The sequence below is a fragment of the Rhodococcus sp. HM1 genome (genome assembly GCF_023218075.1).
Lineage (GTDB): Bacteria > Actinomycetota > Actinomycetes > Mycobacteriales > Mycobacteriaceae > Rhodococcus.
Genome location: NZ_JALPTB010000003.1, coordinates 159,472 through 175,750 on the forward strand (window position 1 = coordinate 159,472; position 16,279 = coordinate 175,750).

The following is a 16,279-nucleotide window of genomic DNA, read 5'->3' on the forward strand; positions in this document are numbered from 1 at the left end:
CTAGGTCAGCCGGAGCAGGTGCGGGTACCGCGCGCGACGGTCGGCGGGCACGATCGAGTTCAGCACGAACCGGATCTGCAGGGTCGTGTACTCGTCGAGTGTGTAGTGCCGGCCGAAGTGCCACTGCTTCAGCGCCCACCCGTGGGCGAGGAGCATGAAGTCGAAGACGATGAGGTCGACGTCGACCGGGCTGAACTCCCCGGACGCGATGCCGGTTTCGAGGGTGGCGCGCAGCGGTGCCGCAGTGGCGACCTCGAGTTCCTTGATACGTTCCCGGCCCGTCTTGTCGAGCGTGCGGCTCTCCCGGTAGGTCAGGACCACCGCGTCGAGGTTGGTGTCGACGACCTCGAGATAGCGCCGCATGCCCGCCGCCAACCGCTCGACCGGGTCGTCGCCGACGGCGTCCATCGCCGGTTCCAGCTGGTCGCGGAAGGCGTCGAGGATCGAGGTGACGGTCGCGAGGAGCACGTCCTCCTTGCCGCCGAAGTACTTGTAGATCAGGCCGACGCTGACCCCCGCCTCGTCGGCGAGGGCCTGCATCGACATCTGGTGGAATCCGGTCTGTTCCATCAGGCGCACCGCGGCCTCGAGCACCTGCTTGCGACGCGAGTGGGCGCGCACGGCGCGCACGGCCTCGTCGACGTTCAGCGCGTCGTCTCGGGTGGTCATGGTGGGTGCTCCTCGTCGCCGATGGGTGGATTCACAGTACCGATCGGGCGGATGGGCCCGGTCAGCGTGCGGCGGTCACGAACCGTTCGAGCAGCCGGGCCGTCTCGTCGGTCTCGATGAGCCGGCCGATCTCGTCGATCTCGGTGGCGAAACCGTCGGTGCCGCGTGCGGCGGCGATGCAGCGCTTGGCCGCGCCGTAGGCGGCCGGAGGCAGTGCCGCGAGCCGCTGCGCGTGCCGCATCGCAGCCTCCTCGACACCGCCGTCGACCACCCAGTGCACGATCCCGAGCCGGTGCGCCTCCGCTCCGTCGACGAGTTCGGCGCCGAGGACGAGCCGGGTGGCGACGGCGGGCCCGGCGATCCGGGTCAGCCGCTGGGTTCCGCCGGCGCCGGGTAGCAGCCCGAGCCCGACCTCGGGCAGGCCGATCCGGGAGGACGTGCCGGCGATGCGGAAGTCGCAGGCCAGCGCCAGTTCGAGGCCGCCGCCGGTCGCGGCGCCGGTGATCGCCGCGATCGACGGTTTCGGCAGCTCCGCCAGCGTCTCCAGAGCTTCCTGGAGGCTCTCGGCGAAACGGGCGAGACGTTCGCGGCGATCGGGGGCGGTCCGCCAGGAGTCCATCATCGCGATGTCGGCTCCACCGCAGAAGTGCCGGCCCACCCCGCGGATCAGCAGCGACCGCACGTGGGTGTCGGCGCCGAGTTCCGCGACCGCCGCGGCGAATCCGGCGGTCTGCTCCTCGTCGAACGCGTTCACGGCGGGACGGTCGAGGGTGATGATGCCGACGTGGCCTTCGCGTCCGACGAGGACAGTCATGGCTTCTCCGTTTCCGATGGTGGATCGTGTTGTTCCGGAACGCAATTCGCCCGGTAGTCTCAGATGCCCAGGTCCTTGGCGACGATCGTCTTCATGATCTCGGTGGTGCCGCCGTAGATCGTCTGGATGCGGGCGTCGACGAACGCGCGGGACACCGCGTATTCGCGCATGTATCCGTAGCCGCCGTGCAGTTGCAGGCAGCGGTCCGCCACGCGCACCTGCAGTTCGGTCGTCCACCACTTGAGCCGCGCCGCGCGGGCCGCGGACAGCTCACCGGCGACGTGCTCGGCGATGCAGTCCTCGAGGAAGGTGCGGGCCAGATCCAGTTCGGTGGCCAGTTCCGCGAGCACGAACCGGGTGTTCTGGAAGCCGGCCACCGGCTTGCCGAACGCCTTGCGTTCCTTGACGTACTCGACGGTCTGCGCGAACACCCCCTCCGCGGCGGCGACTGCGCCGATCGACAGCGAGAGTCGTTCCTGCGGCAGGTTGTGCACGAGCTGGTGGAAGCCCTGTCCCTCCTCGCCGAGCCGGTTCGCGACCGGCACACGCATGCCGGTGAAGGTCAGCTCGCTGGTGTCCTGGGCGTGCAGGCCGATCTTCTCGAGGTTGCGTCCGCGGGAGAACCCGGGGGTGTCGGCCTCGACGACGAGCAGCGTCAGCCCGTTGTGCGGGTCGGGCGAGGTGCGGGTCGCGACGACGAACAGGTCCCCGTTCTGTCCGTTGGAGATGAACGTCTTGGCTCCGTCGACCACGTAGTGGTCGCCGTCGCGGACGGCGGTGGTGCGGATGCCGGTCAGGTCGCTGCCGGCGCCGGGCTCGGTCATCGCGATGCCCAGCACCGTCTCGCCGGTCACGACGCCGGGCAGCCATCGGGCCTTCTGCTCGTCGTCGGTCATGTCCGTGAGATAGGGCAGGACCACGTCGTTCTGCAGGGAGAATGCGATGCCTGCGGCGGCGTTCCCGGCGCGGTTGACTTCGTCGATGAGGATGGCGTTGTAGCGGAAGTCGTCGACGCCGGGGCCGCCGTACTTCTCGTCGACGGAGAAACCGAGCAGCCCGAGTTTGCCGGCGTCGGTGAACAGGGACCGGTCGAGGCGCGACGCCCGTTCCCAGTCCTCGTGCACCGGGGTGATCCGGTCCCGGACGAAGTCGCGGGCGACCTCGCGGAACTGCCGGTGTTCGGAGTCGTATTCCAGTCGTGCGTTCATGGTGTCCGTCCTTGGCCCGGGTGCGGCGGTGCTCACCGGGCGATCTTCGAGGCCGTGGGGGTCGTGAACAGGCCGGCGGCGTACTCGCCGGCGGCGGTGTCGGTCGCCCGGTAGTGGAGTTTCTTGCCGGTCGCGCTGACCGGCAGCGACTCGACGAAGCGGTAGGCGCGCGGTCGTTTGAACGACGACAGCATCGGGTGGTCCCGGCAGTGGGCGTCGAGGGCATCGGCGGTCAGGGTGGGTTCCTCGGCGACGATGTAGGCCACGACGATCCGGCCCCACGTGTCGTGGGGAACGCCGACGACGAGCGAGTCACGCACCTGGGGATGGGCGTTGAGGGCTTCTTCGACCTGCACCGGGTGGACGTTCTCCCCGCCGGAGACGAGCATGTCGTCCTTGCGGCCGACGACGGTGACGAATTCGTCGGCGTCCCACGTGCCGAGGTCGCCGATGTGCAGCCATCCGCGGTGGAACTTCGCCTTCTCCTGATCGGGGGAGTCGAAGTAGGCGTTGGCGCACTTGGGGGAGCGGACGATGATCTCACCGACGTCCTCGTCGTCCTTGGCGACCACGTCGTCCGGATCCGCGAGCCGGTCCGCGTACACGCGGACCACGCGGACGTCGTCGTCGGTGCAGGCGCGGCCCGCACTGCCGGCCCGGTCGGGCAGGTCCGCCGGCCGCAGGAAGGTGTTCCAGAACCCTTCGGTGCTGCCGTAGCCGTTGAAGATCCGGGGGTTGAGCACCTGCTGGTAGCGCAGCGCCGCTTCGCGTTCGAGCGGGGCGCCCATCGTCACGATGCCGCGCAGGCTGGACAGGTCGCGCGGGCGTGCCTCCTGGGCGGTGGCGAGCATCGCGAGGTTGGTGGGGGCGCCGATGAGGAACGTCAGTCCGCGCTCGGCGACGAGATCGAGCACCCGGTCCGCGTCGAACGTCCGCAGCGGCACCACCTCACCGCCGACGTAGAACACCGGGTTCGGGCCGCCGGAGTACAGGCCGCCGCGGTGGAACCACGGCGTCATGTTGAGCGTCCGGTCCTCGGGGGTCAGCGGGAAGTGCATGATCACGTCGTGCGCGCTGAAGACCTCGATCATGCTGTTGAGCGGCACGCCCTTCGGCATTCCGGTGGTGCCGGAGGTGTAGAGGCGGGTGGTCTCGTCCCACACCGTGCGGTGCAGCGGCGGCAGGGCCACGCGGTCGGCGGCCAGGTGACCGTAGCGGATCACGGTGACGCCGTCCGCTTCGACGGGGTCGCCGTCGCCGACCGCCACGATCACCTTCGGGGTGTGCTGCGCGAGCCGTAACGCCTCGCGCACCGTGTCGGTGAGTTCGGTGTCGTAGACGAACACCGTCGGCGCGCTCTTGTCCAGCACGAAGGCCGTCTCCCCGGCGGCGAGGCGGTAGTTCACCGGTGACCCGACCGCGCCCACGGCCTGGGTGGCGAGATACAGCTCGGCGAATTCGACACCGTTGAACAGCTGGTAGGCGACGACGTCCCCGGCGACCACCCCGGCGTCCGCGAGACCGGTCGCGATGCGGTCCACCCGTGCACCGAGCTGGGCGTAGGTCCACTGCTGTCCGGTGTCCGGATCGCTGACGGCGATCCGGTTCCCGAACCGCCCGGTGTTGCGCCGGAAGCCGTTGAGGTACGTGAAATCGTTCTCGAAGTACTCCCGGTAGGCCCGGGCGTTGTACGACGCGGTCATGGTGTCCGTCCCTCCTGGTTGCCGGTTCAGCCGGCCATGGTGAGGCCGCCGCTGACGCTGATCACCTGGCCGGTGATGAACGACGCGGATTCCGATGCGAAGAACAGGACGGGCGCGGCGACCTCCTCGGGCCGGGCGAGCCGGCGGAACGGAATCGCTTTGATCAGTGCTGCCTTGAGCTTCTCGTCCTGCGCCTGGAACAGCGGGGTGTCGGTGGGGCCGGGGCAGACGCAGTTGACGGAGATGCCGTGGCGGGCCATCTCTCGTGCGAGCGACTTGGTGAGGGCGATGACGCCGCCTTTCGCGCCCGCGTAGATGGACTCGCCGGAGCTGCCGACGCGGCCGGCGTCGGACGCGAGGTTGATCACGCGGCCCCCGTTGCCCGCGTCGATCATGCCGGGGAGGAAAGCGCTGCAGACGTGCACCGGGCCGAGGTAGTTGATCGCTACGACCTTCTCCGCGAATTCCGGTGTCGCGTTGAGGAATTGGTCGGTCCGGTCCCAGCCGGCGGCGTTGACGACGACGTTGGGGACGCCTACCTCGGCGAAGGTCCGATCGCGCAGTTCGTCGACCTGGGCGCGGACCGAGATGTCCACCGGCAGAGCGGTGATGAGTTCGGTGTTCTCCTTGGCGGTGGCTTCGGCGGCGGCGAGATCGAGGTCGGCGGCGATCACTCGGTCGCCCTGCGCGGCGAACGCCAGCGCGATGGCCTTGCCGATACCGGAGCCGGCGCCGGTCACCAATGCGATGTTGCCCATTGCGGAATGTCCTTTCGAGGGGTGTGACCGGCGGATCAGGCGTTGACGTACTTGGCGAAGTCGGCGGGGCGCTTCTCCGCGAAGGCCTTGGCTCCCTCGAGTCCTTCGTCGGACTTGCCGAACAGGTCGAGTGCGGACATCGCGAGATTGCTCAGCCCGGCCTGGTGGTCGGTGTCGGCGTTGAACGACTGCTTGAGGAATCGGATCGCGGTGGGGCTCTTCTCGGCGATCTCGGCGACGATCGCCTTGGCCTCCTCGAGCAGCTTGTCCTGCGGGACAACCCAATTCACCAGACCCCAGCGCTCGGCGGTGGCGGCGTCGTACTGGCGGCACAGGTACCAGATCTCGCGGGCGCGCTTCTCTCCGACGACGCGGGCGAGGAAGGCGGAGCCGAAGCCGGCGTCGAACGAACCGACACGCGGGCCGGCCTGGCCGAACTTCGCGTTCTCCGAGGCGATCGTCAGGTCGCACAGGACGTGCAGGACGTGACCGCCGCCGACGGCGATGCCGTTGACCGCCGCGATGACGGGCTTGGGGACGTCGCGAATCAGCTTGTGCAGGTTGCCGATTTCGAACATGCCGGACTCGGTGGGGCCGTAGTCGCCGGTCTCGGCGCGCTGTTTGACGTCGCCTCCGGTGCAGAACGCCTTCTCGCCCGCGCCGGTGAGGATGATCGCGGCGACACGGCTGTCGGCCCAGGCGGAGCGGAACGCCTTGATCAGTTCTTCGACCGTCTTGCCGCGGAAGGCGTTGTAGCGCTCCGGGCGGTTGATCGTGATGATCGCGGCGTGGTCTTCGACCTCGTAGGTGATGTCTTCGAATCCGGACATGGTGACTCCTCGTCGGCTCGGGTTCGCGGGGTGTTTCGCGATGTGAATGAATGCCCCTTCACTGTGAGTGAATGTACATTCATTCCCGAAGGTGTGTCAACCATCACAGAGATCGCGACCCGTCGCGACGGGTGGAGGATCGGGCAGGGAAAGGGCTACGGGCCTGCGGTGATCGGGGCCACGACCGCGCCGGTCAGCCGGATCAGATCGGCGGGCGCCAGTTCGATTTCCAGCCCGCGGCGGCCCGCGCTGCACAGCACCTGCTCCCAATTCTGCGCGGACGAATCGACGACCGTGCGCAACCGGCTGCGCTGGCCGAGCGGAGAGATCCCGCCGAGCACGTACCCGGTGGCGCGTTCGGCGTCGGCGCGTTCGGCCATCACCGCCTTACCGCCACCGAGTGCCCCGGCCGCGGCCTTGAGGGAGAGCTTGGCCGGCACCGGGATCACCGCGACCGCGAGTTTGCCGTCGGACAGCTTCACCACCAGCGTCTTGAAGATCTGCGCGGCCTCGACGCCGAGCCGCTCGCCCAGCACGTCGACGGCCTCGGTGCCGTACGACGCGGCGCGGGCGTCGTGGTCGTATTCGTGAACCCGGTGCGACACCTTCTCCCGGGTCAGCAGTTTCGTCGCGGGCGTGGAGGTCGAGGCCATGCCGGACACTCTAGGGCCGCACGTTCCAGGACAGCGCCGGCCACGGGGAACAACTCGCCCGGACGCGTTGTTGATCCGGGGTGGCCGCCCCCGGTCGGGGGACGACCGTGAACGACGAACAGTGATCGAACAGTGATCGGAGTACCGCGTGCCTGTGCTGTGCCCACCGCGGCCGGTAGCCTTCACGGATACGGCAAGTGAAGGGATCGGTGTGGTCGAAGAGTCAGGTGCGGAGCTGGCCGAACGGTTCGAGCGTGACGCGCTGCCGATGCTGGACCAGCTCTACGGCGCGGCCCTGCGGATGACCCGCAACCCGTCGGACGCGGAGGATCTGGTCCAGGAGACGTTCATCAAGGCGTTCTCGGCGTTCGCGTCGTTCAAGGAAGGCACCAACCTCAAGGCGTGGTTGTACCGGATCCTGACGAACACCTACATCAACTCGTACCGCAAGAAGCAGCGTCAACCGGCGCAGTATCCGACGGACGAGATCACCGACTGGCAGCTCGCCGCGACCGCCGAACACATGTCCACCGGTCTGCGGTCGGCCGAGGTCGAGGCCCTCGACGCGCTGCCGGACGACGCGATCAAGCAGGCGCTGCAGGAACTTCCCGAGGAGTTCCGGATGGCTGTGTACTACGCCGACGTCGAAGGATTCCCCTACAAGGAGATCGCCGAGATCATGGGCACGCCCATCGGCACGGTGATGTCGCGCCTGCATCGCGGACGCAAGCAGCTGCGCGGCCTGCTCGCCGACGTGGCGCGTGAACGGGGATTCAACCGGGACGGCGCGGTCGACGCCGCCGTCGCCGCGGCAGCAGAAACGAAGACCGCGAACGAGAAGGGGGGAGCTCGGTGAGCGAGCCGACCGAATTCGAACCGATCGACTGCTCCGCGGTGATCGCGGACGTGTACCTGCTGCTCGACTCCGAGTGCGACGAGACGTCCCGCGCGCGGCTGGAGCATCACCTGCACGAGTGCGGCCCGTGCCTCGAGGCGTACGGCATCGAGGAGAAGATCAAATCGTTGCTCAGCCGCAAGTGCGGGGGCGAGCACGCTCCCGAAGGGCTGCGGGAACGCCTGATGATCGAGATCCGCCGGAACGTCGTGGTGAAGCGCACCGAGACGGAGGGCTGACGGCCGAAGGCCGATCGAACCGCCCGAGAACCATCGAAGGGGCCGGAAAGCGTGTGCTTTCCGGCCCCTTCGACGTCTGTGCCTACGCCTCAGGCGTTGGGACGCTTACCGTGGTTGGCGGCGTTACCCTTGCGGCTGCGCTTCTTGCGGCCTCGCTTACCCATGGTCGGGACTCCTTTCTCGTTCATTACAGTGTTTCACGTGTGGTTGGGTGGGCCTGTCGGCAGGTCCACCGTCACGTCCACGGATTGGGGTTTCGATGGCTGAAGACGTACGCGCCGAGATGGTTTCCACCGTCTTCGAGGTGGTGGTGAGCAAGGGGGACGTCGTCGACGTGGGCGACACCCTCGTGATCCTCGAATCGATGAAGATGGAGATCCCGGTCATCGCCGAGTCCGCCGGCACGGTCACCGCGCTCGATGTCGCCGTGGGTGATGTCATCCAGGCGGGCGATCTCATCGCAGTCATCTCCTGAACGGCGGGAAACCGGTGTCCACACTCAGTGCCCTGCTCGCCCAGCACACCGACCTGCCGGGTGCGGCGGTGGACCATCTCCAGCGCGTCGTCGGGGAATGGCAGTTGCTCGCGGATCTGTCGTTCGCGGACGTGCTGCTGTGGGTCAATGCGGAACCCAGCGACATCGTGTGCGTCGCCCAGTGCCGGCCCACCACGGCCTCGACCGTGCTGCCCGAGGACTCCGTCGGGACGATCGTGTCCGAGGACGAGCACCCGTACGTCCGGAAGGCGTTCGAGAGCGGAAAGATCGTCGTCGCGGACGTCGATCCGAACGACCCGGTGCCGCTGCGCCGCCAGGCCGTGCCGGTGCGCTGGGACGGCAAGGTCATCGCGGTGCTGAGCCGTGATGCGGCGCGCGTGTCCCGTCGTTCGACGAGTGCGCTCGAGACCGCCTATCTGGAATGCGCCGACGCGCTGTACCGGATGATCTGCGAGGGCACGTTCCCGACGCCGGAGTCCCGGTCGGACACCAAGTCGAGCCCGCGCGCCGGTGACGGGTTCATCCGTCTCGACCGTGAGGGGCGCGTGGTGTACGCGAGCCCCAACGCTCTGTCCGCCTACCACCGCATGGGTCTGAACTCCGACCTGGTCGGCCAGGACCTGATCGAGACGACGAGGGCGCTGGTCACCGATCCGTTCGAGAGCGGCGACGTCGCCGACTACCTCAGCGGTGCCGTGCAGGGCCGTATCGGTCAGCGCATGGAGATCGAGGCGCGCGGTGCGACGGTGTTGCTGCGGGCGCTGGTTCTGGCACCCGGCGGCCGACTCGAGGGTGCGGCGGTGGTGATCCGCGACGTCACCGAGGTCAAGCGTCGCGACCGCGCGTTGCTGAGCAAGGACGCGACGATCCGCGAGATCCATCACCGGGTGAAGAACAACCTGCAGACGGTCGCGGCGCTGCTGCGGCTGCAGGCGCGGCGCACCGGGAACGCCGAGGCCCAGCAGGCCCTCGGGGAGGCGGTGCGACGCGTGACGTCGATCGCGCTGGTGCACGAGGCGCTGTCGATGTCCGTCGACGAGGAAGTGGACCTGGACGATGTCGTCGACCGGTTGATCCCGATCGTCATCGACGTCGCGACGGTGGGCAACCAGATCCGGGTGCGACGCGAAGGCAGTCTCGGCGTGTTCCCGGCGGACCGGGCCACCCCACTCGTCATGGTGCTGACCGAGCTGGTGCAGAACTCCGTCGAGCACGCATTCGAGCCGGGCGCGCACGGGACCGTGACGCTGCGTGCGGACCGTTCGGCGCGGTGGCTCGACGTGGTCGTCCACGACGACGGCAAGGGCCTGCCGGAAGGTTTCGTGCTCGAGGAGGCCGACCGGCTCGGGTTGCAGATCGTGCGGACGCTGGTCGCTGCAGAGCTCGGCGGGACGCTGCGGCTCGAGCGGGGGGAGTCGGGCGGCACCGACGCGCATCTGCGGCTGCCGCTGGGCCGGGTGCCGGTGAACTGACCGGGGGTCCGTACCGCTTCTCGGGCGCTGCGTACCCGGAGTCGCCGCGTACCCGGGTCGCGGACCTGCCGCGGGCAGACAAAAGCCCGGCACCCGAAATGGTGCCGGGCTGTCCTCTTGCCCTGCGACGACCGCCCCGCCGTGAGGCAGGGTGGCGTCCGTGCTCTGTCTAGACGGCGGTGCGGGCGCGGGTACGGGCGTTGCGACGCTTGAGCGCGCGACGCTCGTCCTCGCTCATTCCACCCCAGACCCCGGCGTCCTGACCGGACTCGAGGGCCCAGGACAGGCAGTCCGCGACGACCGGGCAGCGGTTGCACACGAGCTTGGCATCAGCAATCTGCGCGATGGCCGGGCCGCTGTTTCCCACGGGGAAGAACAGCTCCGGATCCTCGTCGCGACAGATTGCCTTGTGGCGCCAGTCCATGCTTCTACTCTCCTTCGAAGGTGCTCTGCACCGGGGTGATTGGTTGCTGCAAGTTCGTGCGCGCGTCCGACATGTGTTTCCGCGCGGTTACTTGTGAATGCTTTCACGAACGAGCGTGAAGTCAATAGAATTCGCCCCGACCGTGGGCAAGCTCACGCCACCGGTGTTCAGGCATGTTGCCGATCTAACTTTTTACACCCTTGACAGCGGAAATGTAACCCAATTCACATAATCCCATTGTTGGAATTCATCGCGCGGGAGCCACCACATCGAGTATTGCGGGCACCGACACGAACTCGACCTCCTCGTGAAGGCCCAGGTAGTCGCCGTCGACCTGCAGACCGATCGGCCGGGAGGAGACCACCCGTACCCGTTCCACGTCGTCGGCCCGCAACAGATGTTTCGAACGGGGGTCGCCGTTCCGCGCAAGGAACTGTGTGATGACGCGCAGGCTCGGCAACACGGCCATCGTGCGCATCGCGAAGACGCCCAGACCCGTGTCGAACGAGGTGCCCGGATTGGTGTGGACCGGGCGCGTGTCCAGGAACGTCCACGGGCTCGAATTCGACACGAACGCGTAATAGACCCCGGACACCGGATCGCGGTCCGGCAATTCGACCGTGAGGGCGGGCTCGGCGCGTTTGGACGCGAAGAACTGAGCGATCGCGTGCCGCACGTACCGGGCGGTGGTGACCTTCTTGCCGCCGTCCCGGCTGATGTCGATCGCCTCACAGACCTGGGCATCGAGGCCCAGTCCGGCGTTGAAGACGAACCAGCGGCCCACGCAGTGACCGAGCCCGATCCGGCGGTGCGTGCGCTCGGCGAGCAGTCCGAGCAGTTGCTCGGTGGCCTCCATCGGGTCGGCGGACATTCCCAGCGACCGCGCGAACACGTTCGCGGAACCGCCCGGCACGACGGCCAGCAGCGGCAACGTCGGATCCGCAGGGTCGGACGGGGACCCCAGCAGGCCGTTGACGATCTCGTTGACGGTGCCGTCCCCGCCGTGCGCGACGATCACGTCCATGCCGTCGGCGTGGGCGGAGCGGGCCAGTTCTGCGGCGTGACCGCGATGTGTCGTGTGCGCCACGGTGAGTGCGACGGCGCCCCCGAGCGCGTGCGCGAGCCGGTCCCGGCCCGCGGGAGTGGTCGTCGTCGCATGGGGATTCACGATCAGCAGTGCGCGCACGGAGCATCAGCCTAAGTGGTCGCGATCGGGTCCACTACGCTGGCCGGGTGCCCATCGAGTCCCCCCGCAGCAGCGTTCCGTCGACCGTGCGCATCGCAGGTTCCCTCGTCGTCCTCGAGGGAATCGTCGCGATCGGGTTCGCGGTGTTCTCGGTCGTGCGTGCCCTGTCCGGGACCCACGACCAGAGCGTCACCAACGGATACGGACTGGCGTTGTGGCTGGGCATCCTGTTCGGCGGTGTGCTCGCCGCCGGGATCGCGCTGCTGCGCGGCAAGCGCTGGGGCAGGGCCGTCGCGGTCGTCGCGCAGTTGCTGCTGCTGCCGGTGGCGTGGTCGTTGCTGACCGACTCGCACCAGCTGGTGCTGGGCATCGTGTTGTCGGTGATCGTCGTGCCCGCGCTGGTGCTGTTGTTCGTACCGCAGACGACGACCTGGCTCGCGGAGGAGTACGCACCCGACGCCGAACACGGGTCGGACCCGGACGGCCGCTGACGGCTAGCTGCCGCCCTCCGCGCCCAGTGCGGTGAGAGCGTCGCCGGTCAGCCGGAAGGTGGTCCACTCGTCCTGCGGCACCGCGCCGAGCGCACGGTAGAACCCGATCGACGGGGTGTTCCAGTCCAGCACCGACCAACTGAGCCGGCTGTAGCCGTGTTCGACGCATTCGGCGGCCAGCGCAGCCAGCAGCGCGCGGCCGTATCCGTGCCCGCGGTGCTCGGGACGCACGAACAGGTCCTCGAGGTAGATCCCGTGCACGCCGTCCCAGGTGGAGAAGTTCAGGAACCACAGGGCCAGTCCGACGACCTCGCCGGTGTCGGTCTCGGCGACGTGCGCGAACGCCGCCGGGTGGGGACCGAACAGCGCGGTGTGGATCTGCTGGGGCACCACGGTGCATTCGTCGGGTGCCTTCTCGTACTCGGCGAGGCCGTGGATGAGACCGGTGACGGCATCGACATCGTCGGGGCGGGCGCGGCGGATCACGGTCGGCTGCCGTCCTTTTCGGGCGAATCGGGGGTTCGGATGTGCGCGGTGTGGCCTCAATTGTCGCGTGCCGGCGCGAAGTGCGCGAGGATCGACGCGTGACAACGGTACTTGCAGTGGCAAATCAGAAGGGTGGCGTCGCGAAGACGACCACCGTCGCGTCGCTGGGGGCGGCATTGGCAGGGGCGGGACAGCGGGTACTCGTCGTCGACCTCGATCCTCAGGGATGTCTGACGTTCTCGCTCGGGCACAACCCGGACCGGCTCGAACGGTCCGTGCACGACGTGCTCGTCGGGGACGCGGAGGCGAAGGAGGTTCTGCTCGACACGGACGAAGGGGTGAGCCTGCTGCCCGCGACGATCGATCTGGCGGGCGCCGAGGCGCTGCTGCTGATGCGTCCGGGACGGGAATTCACAATGAAGCGGGCGCTGGCGCCGCTGCTTCCGAACTTCGATGTCGTGATCATCGACTGCCCGCCGTCGCTCGGCGTGCTGACACTCAACGGTCTCACCGCCGCCGAGGCGGTGCTCGTGCCGCTGCAGTGCGAGACCCTCGCCCATCGCGGCGTAGGTCAGTTGCTGCGCACGGTCTCCGAGGTCAAGCAGGTGACCAACCCCGACCTGGAACTGCTCGGGGCGCTCCCGACGCTGTACGACGCGCGCACCACGCACAGCCGGGACGTGCTCGCCGACGTCGCGGACCGGTACGACATGCCGGTGCTGGCGCCGCCCATTCCCCGGACCGTCCGGTTCGCGGAGGCGTCGGCGTCCGGCGCGACGGTGCTCGCCGGCCGCAAGAACAAGGGCGCGCAGGCCTATCGCGAGCTCGCCGAGAACCTGCTCGGGTACTGGGCCGGCAAGGAGCGGGTGACGTTCGAACCCCAGTAACCCGAACCCGGGTAGCGCGACCTGCGGCAGCCCGGCCTCAGCGCAGCGCGACGACCTCGTCGCCGCGCTGTTCGAGGACGGTGCTGCCCGCGACCGCCACGGCCACCGGGCCGGCCTCCTCGCGGTCGACGGGGATGCGGCCCTGCACCGTGCCGGACGCCGGGTCGACGACCGCGAGGGCGTCGTCCACGGGCAGCAGCAGCGCACCGGCCATCGAGTCGCCCCAGCCGGTGGTGCCCGGCACGGTCCAGCGCGGCGCCAGATCCGTCGTTCCGAGACCGATGGTGGACTCGCCGGTCCACCACGTGACGATTCCGTCCCGGGTCTCGGCGGGGACGGTCGCGGCATCGGTGGCCGGACGGGGGAGTGGATATTCGGCGACGGTCTGCCCGGCTTCTCCGAAGACCTCGATGCGCGGTCCGGCCCCGGACCCGGGCGGCAGGTACAGGGCGGTGCGGTCGCCTGCGACGGCGATGACGCGTGTTCCGGGTGCGGGGGAGCCGGTCGGGTCCTGGGCCGCGTCGGCCAGCACCGACGACGCGAACTCTTCCGGTTTCTGATTGTCGTCGGGCACCGGATCGAGCAGTGTCAGCCGGTCGGCGTCCTCACCCGGGCAGTTCTCGACGACGGCGAGCCGGTTGTTGCTCGCGGCAGCGGACAGCAGCGTGCATCCGGTCCGCGGCTGCGCGTTCGGGTTGACCGGCGCGTCGACGCGCCCGTACTCGACGGTGCGGACCAGGTCCGAGCGCCACATCTCGAGGCGGGTGTCGCCCGTGGAGATCAGGTGGGTGCCGGCGTCGACGAGGACGACCGCGTCGTCGGCGTCGCTGCTCCGTTGGGCGCCCCGCGCCCCGGTGCCCGCGTTCAACTGGGTGACCTGGCTGCATCCCCGCCGGTCCCGGTAGACGGCCACGACCGTCTGCCACGCGGCGGTCGCCGCGCACAGCGGCATGTTCCGCTCGTAGATCCAGCGCTGGGCGCCGGTCTCCGGATCGCGACCGACGACGCTGCCGCCGTCGGCGGTCGCGACGGTCCCACCCACCACGAGCGGACGCGTGGTGGCGGCGCTGGCGGCACGCCACACCTCCCCGAGGGTGGCCGGAACCGTGGTCGCGGCGGCCGGGACGGTCACCGGCCCGTCCCACGTGATCGATGTCGTGCCGCGCGCATCGGATCGCAGCCAGACCACACTCGCCGCCACCACGACGGCGACGGCGAGTACGGCTGCGACGATCAGGTCGGTGCGCGTGCGGCGCTCGGGAGCGAGCACGTGGCCGCGGCTACTGGGCGGCCGAGGCCGAGACCGTGTCCTGCGTGGCTGCGGTGGCGTTGGAGGACGAACCGCCACGACGCCGCCGGCGACGGCGGCGGGCGGGAGCGGCGTCACCTTCCGCACCGGCTGGTGCCGCGGCGGTGCTCGGCGCGGACGCGTCCTGAGCGGCCACATCCGGGGTGCCGGCTTCGGGCGTGACGGGCCTGCCGCCGCGGGTACGACGACGCACCCGCGTGGTGGTGCGCTTCGGGCGTTCGCGGCGCGCTTCGCCGTCCGCCGCTTCGCCGGTGGCCGCGGTGCGGGCCTTGCGGACCGTGCCGGTTGCGCCCTCGGGGATGTTCAGCTCCTCGTACAGGTGCGGCGAGCTCGAGTACGTCTCGACCGGCTCCGGCATGCCCAGGTCGAGGGCCTTGTCGATGAGTTCCCAGCGCGGCACGTCGTCCCAGTCGACGAGCGTGATCGCGGTACCCGTGCGTCCGGCGCGACCGGTTCGGCCGATGCGGTGGACGTAGGTCTTCTCGTCCTCGGGGCACTGGTAGTTGATGACGTGCGTGACGTCGTCGATGTCGATGCCGCGCGCGGCGACATCGGTGGCGACGAGCACGTCGATCTTGCCGTTGCGGAACTTGTCGAGAGCCTTCTCCCGGGCGATCTGGCCGAGGTCGCCGTGGACGGCACCGCATGCGAAGCCGCGTTCGACGAGGTCGTCGGCGACCTTCTGGGCGGTGCGCTTGGTCCGGGTGAAGATCATCGTCGCGCCGCGGCCCTCGGCCTGCAGCACACGGGCGACGAGCTCGGCCTTGTCGAGGGCGTGCGCCCGGTACACGAGCTGGTTGGTGCGCTCGTGCACCGCCGACGACTCGGGCTCCTCGGCCCGGATGTGCGTCGGCTGCGTCAGGAACGTGCGGGCGAGGGTGATGATCGGTCCCGGCATGGTGGCCGAGAACAGCATCGTCTGACGACGGTCGGGGACCATGTTCAGGATGCGTTCGATGTCGGGGAGGAAGCCGAGGTCGAGCATCTCGTCGGCCTCGTCCATGACGAGCACGCCGATCTTGCCGAGGATCAGGTGACCCTGGTTCGCGAGATCCAGCAGGCGGCCGGGGGTGCCGACGACGACGTCGACGCCCTTCTGCAGCTGCTCGATCTGCTGCTCGTACGGGCGGCCGCCGTAGATCGCGAGGACCTCGAGGCCCTTCTTGCCGCTGCCGGGCAGGTACTTCGAGGCGTTCTCCAGGTCGCCGGCGACCTGGATGCACAGCTCCCGGGTCGGGACGATCACCAGGGCGCGCGGGGTGCCGTCGAGGGCGGTGGTTCCGGAACCCTCGGTGGTGACGCGATGCAGCAGCGGAACGCCGAAGCCGAAGGTCTTGCCCATGCCGGTGCGGGCCTGGCCGATGAGGTCGTCGCCGGCGAGGGCCAGCGGGAGCGTGAGCTCCTGGATGGCGAAGGTGCGCTCGATGCCGTGCTCGGCGAGGGCGCGGACGATCTCCTCGCGCACACCCAACTCCGCGAAGGTGGGGGCGACGTGGGTCGAATCGAGTTGTGCGGAAACGGTGGTTTCGGTGGCGTCGTCTTCGTGGTCGACAGTGATCTTGCTCAGGGGTCTGGCCTTCCTGGTCTCGGCACGCACGCACGAGGTGGAGAAGGCGACCGACTCAGCGTCTCAGCGCGAGCGTTCGGTTCAGCTCGGCGAGACGCGAGCGCGATCGGCGTCGGGTGCGCGCACATCATCGTTGAGGACTGCGGGCCGCATTGGACAGCTCGAAGCGCAGTCTTCCAGGACGATTGTACC

At 69.1% G+C, this 16,279-nt stretch carries 18 protein-coding genes; 6 read left to right on the top strand and 12 right to left on the bottom strand.

The annotated features are described in order from the left end of the window. The 7 genes from M1M07_RS03015 to ybaK all read right to left on the bottom strand — a co-directional run bounded on the left by M1M07_RS03015 (window position 1) and on the right by ybaK (window position 6,635). The gene (locus M1M07_RS03015) at window positions 1-669 is read right to left on the bottom strand and encodes a TetR/AcrR family transcriptional regulator (protein WP_248673269.1); all 669 of its coding nucleotides are present in this window, start codon (window positions 667-669) and stop codon (window positions 1-3) included. Between the two features lie 61 nt (window positions 670-730). Next, window positions 731-1,483 carry an enoyl-CoA hydratase/isomerase family protein gene (locus M1M07_RS03020; protein ID WP_197252769.1) on the bottom strand — a complete coding sequence of 251 codons (753 nt, stop codon included), beginning with the start codon at window positions 1,481-1,483 and terminating at the stop codon, window positions 731-733. A 59-nt stretch (window positions 1,484-1,542) separates the two neighbouring features. Continuing rightward, window positions 1,543-2,691, bottom strand: coding sequence for an acyl-CoA dehydrogenase family protein (locus tag M1M07_RS03025; RefSeq protein WP_197252770.1), 1,149 nt, complete (start codon window positions 2,689-2,691; stop codon window positions 1,543-1,545). A gap of 32 nt (window positions 2,692-2,723) precedes the next feature. After that, window positions 2,724-4,394: a class I adenylate-forming enzyme family protein gene (locus tag M1M07_RS03030; RefSeq protein ID WP_197252771.1), complete on the bottom strand. Its 1,671-nt coding sequence runs from the start codon at window positions 4,392-4,394 to the stop codon at window positions 2,724-2,726. 26 nt (window positions 4,395-4,420) lie between these two features. Further along, window positions 4,421-5,152, bottom strand: coding sequence for an SDR family NAD(P)-dependent oxidoreductase (locus M1M07_RS03035; protein ID WP_197252772.1), 732 nt, complete (start codon window positions 5,150-5,152; stop codon window positions 4,421-4,423). A 35-nt stretch (window positions 5,153-5,187) separates the two neighbouring features. After that, window positions 5,188-5,982 carry an enoyl-CoA hydratase-related protein gene (locus M1M07_RS03040; protein ID WP_197252773.1) on the bottom strand — a complete coding sequence of 265 codons (795 nt, stop codon included), beginning with the start codon at window positions 5,980-5,982 and terminating at the stop codon, window positions 5,188-5,190. Between the two features lie 155 nt (window positions 5,983-6,137). Then, on the bottom strand, window positions 6,138-6,635 hold the full coding sequence (gene ybaK / locus M1M07_RS03045) for a Cys-tRNA(Pro) deacylase (RefSeq protein ID WP_197252774.1): 498 nt from the start codon (window positions 6,633-6,635) through the stop codon (window positions 6,138-6,140). Window positions 6,636-6,840: 205 nt separating this feature from the next. On the opposite strand from ybaK, the gene M1M07_RS03050 reads away from it, so the two are divergent. The 4 genes from M1M07_RS03050 to M1M07_RS03065 all read left to right on the top strand — a co-directional run bounded on the left by M1M07_RS03050 (window position 6,841) and on the right by M1M07_RS03065 (window position 9,737). After that, complete coding sequence (locus M1M07_RS03050; protein ID WP_248673298.1) at window positions 6,841-7,491, top strand: sigma-70 family RNA polymerase sigma factor; 651 nt, start codon at window positions 6,841-6,843, stop codon at window positions 7,489-7,491. Further along, complete coding sequence (gene rsrA / locus M1M07_RS03055) at window positions 7,488-7,769, top strand: mycothiol system anti-sigma-R factor (RefSeq protein WP_197252776.1); 282 nt, start codon at window positions 7,488-7,490, stop codon at window positions 7,767-7,769. Before M1M07_RS03050 ends, rsrA begins: the two co-directional genes overlap by 4 nt. 259 nt (window positions 7,770-8,028) lie before the next feature. Next, entirely contained in the window at window positions 8,029-8,244 is a 216-nt protein-coding gene (locus tag M1M07_RS03060) for a biotin/lipoyl-binding carrier protein (RefSeq protein ID WP_197252777.1), read from the top strand. Window positions 8,245-8,258: 14 nt separating this feature from the next. Then, window positions 8,259-9,737, top strand: a complete 1,479-nt coding sequence (locus tag M1M07_RS03065) for a sensor histidine kinase (protein ID WP_197252778.1) — start codon at window positions 8,259-8,261, stop codon at window positions 9,735-9,737. A gap of 169 nt (window positions 9,738-9,906) precedes the next feature. On the opposite strand, the gene M1M07_RS03070 is transcribed toward M1M07_RS03065, so the two are convergent. Together M1M07_RS03070 and M1M07_RS03075 are read right to left on the bottom strand one after the other, a co-directional pair. Continuing rightward, window positions 9,907-10,161 carry a WhiB family transcriptional regulator gene (locus tag M1M07_RS03070; protein WP_068157905.1) on the bottom strand — a complete coding sequence of 85 codons (255 nt, stop codon included), beginning with the start codon at window positions 10,159-10,161 and terminating at the stop codon, window positions 9,907-9,909. Between the two features lie 247 nt (window positions 10,162-10,408). Beyond that, complete coding sequence (locus tag M1M07_RS03075) at window positions 10,409-11,347, bottom strand: diacylglycerol kinase family protein (protein ID WP_197252779.1); 939 nt, start codon at window positions 11,345-11,347, stop codon at window positions 10,409-10,411. A 47-nt stretch (window positions 11,348-11,394) separates the two neighbouring features. Between M1M07_RS03075 and M1M07_RS03080 the strand changes: the two genes are divergently transcribed. Continuing rightward, window positions 11,395-11,838, top strand: coding sequence for a hypothetical protein (locus M1M07_RS03080; RefSeq protein WP_197252780.1), 444 nt, complete (start codon window positions 11,395-11,397; stop codon window positions 11,836-11,838). A gap of 3 nt (window positions 11,839-11,841) precedes the next feature. Here the strand turns inward: M1M07_RS03080 and M1M07_RS03085 are convergent, their stop codons facing one another. Then, window positions 11,842-12,324, bottom strand: a complete 483-nt coding sequence (locus M1M07_RS03085) for a GNAT family N-acetyltransferase (protein WP_248673270.1) — start codon at window positions 12,322-12,324, stop codon at window positions 11,842-11,844. Window positions 12,325-12,422: 98 nt separating this feature from the next. Between M1M07_RS03085 and M1M07_RS03090 the strand changes: the two genes are divergently transcribed. After that, window positions 12,423-13,211 (top strand): ParA family protein, encoded by a 789-nt coding sequence (locus tag M1M07_RS03090; protein ID WP_248673271.1) that lies wholly within the window; start codon window positions 12,423-12,425, stop codon window positions 13,209-13,211. Between the two features lie 37 nt (window positions 13,212-13,248). On the opposite strand, the gene M1M07_RS03095 is transcribed toward M1M07_RS03090, so the two are convergent. Further along, entirely contained in the window at window positions 13,249-14,481 is a 1,233-nt protein-coding gene (locus tag M1M07_RS03095; RefSeq protein ID WP_248673272.1) for a hypothetical protein, read from the bottom strand. A gap of 10 nt (window positions 14,482-14,491) precedes the next feature. Then, window positions 14,492-16,117 carry a DEAD/DEAH box helicase gene (locus M1M07_RS03100; RefSeq protein ID WP_197252784.1) on the bottom strand — a complete coding sequence of 542 codons (1,626 nt, stop codon included), beginning with the start codon at window positions 16,115-16,117 and terminating at the stop codon, window positions 14,492-14,494. Window positions 16,118-16,279 lie beyond the last annotated feature (162 nt).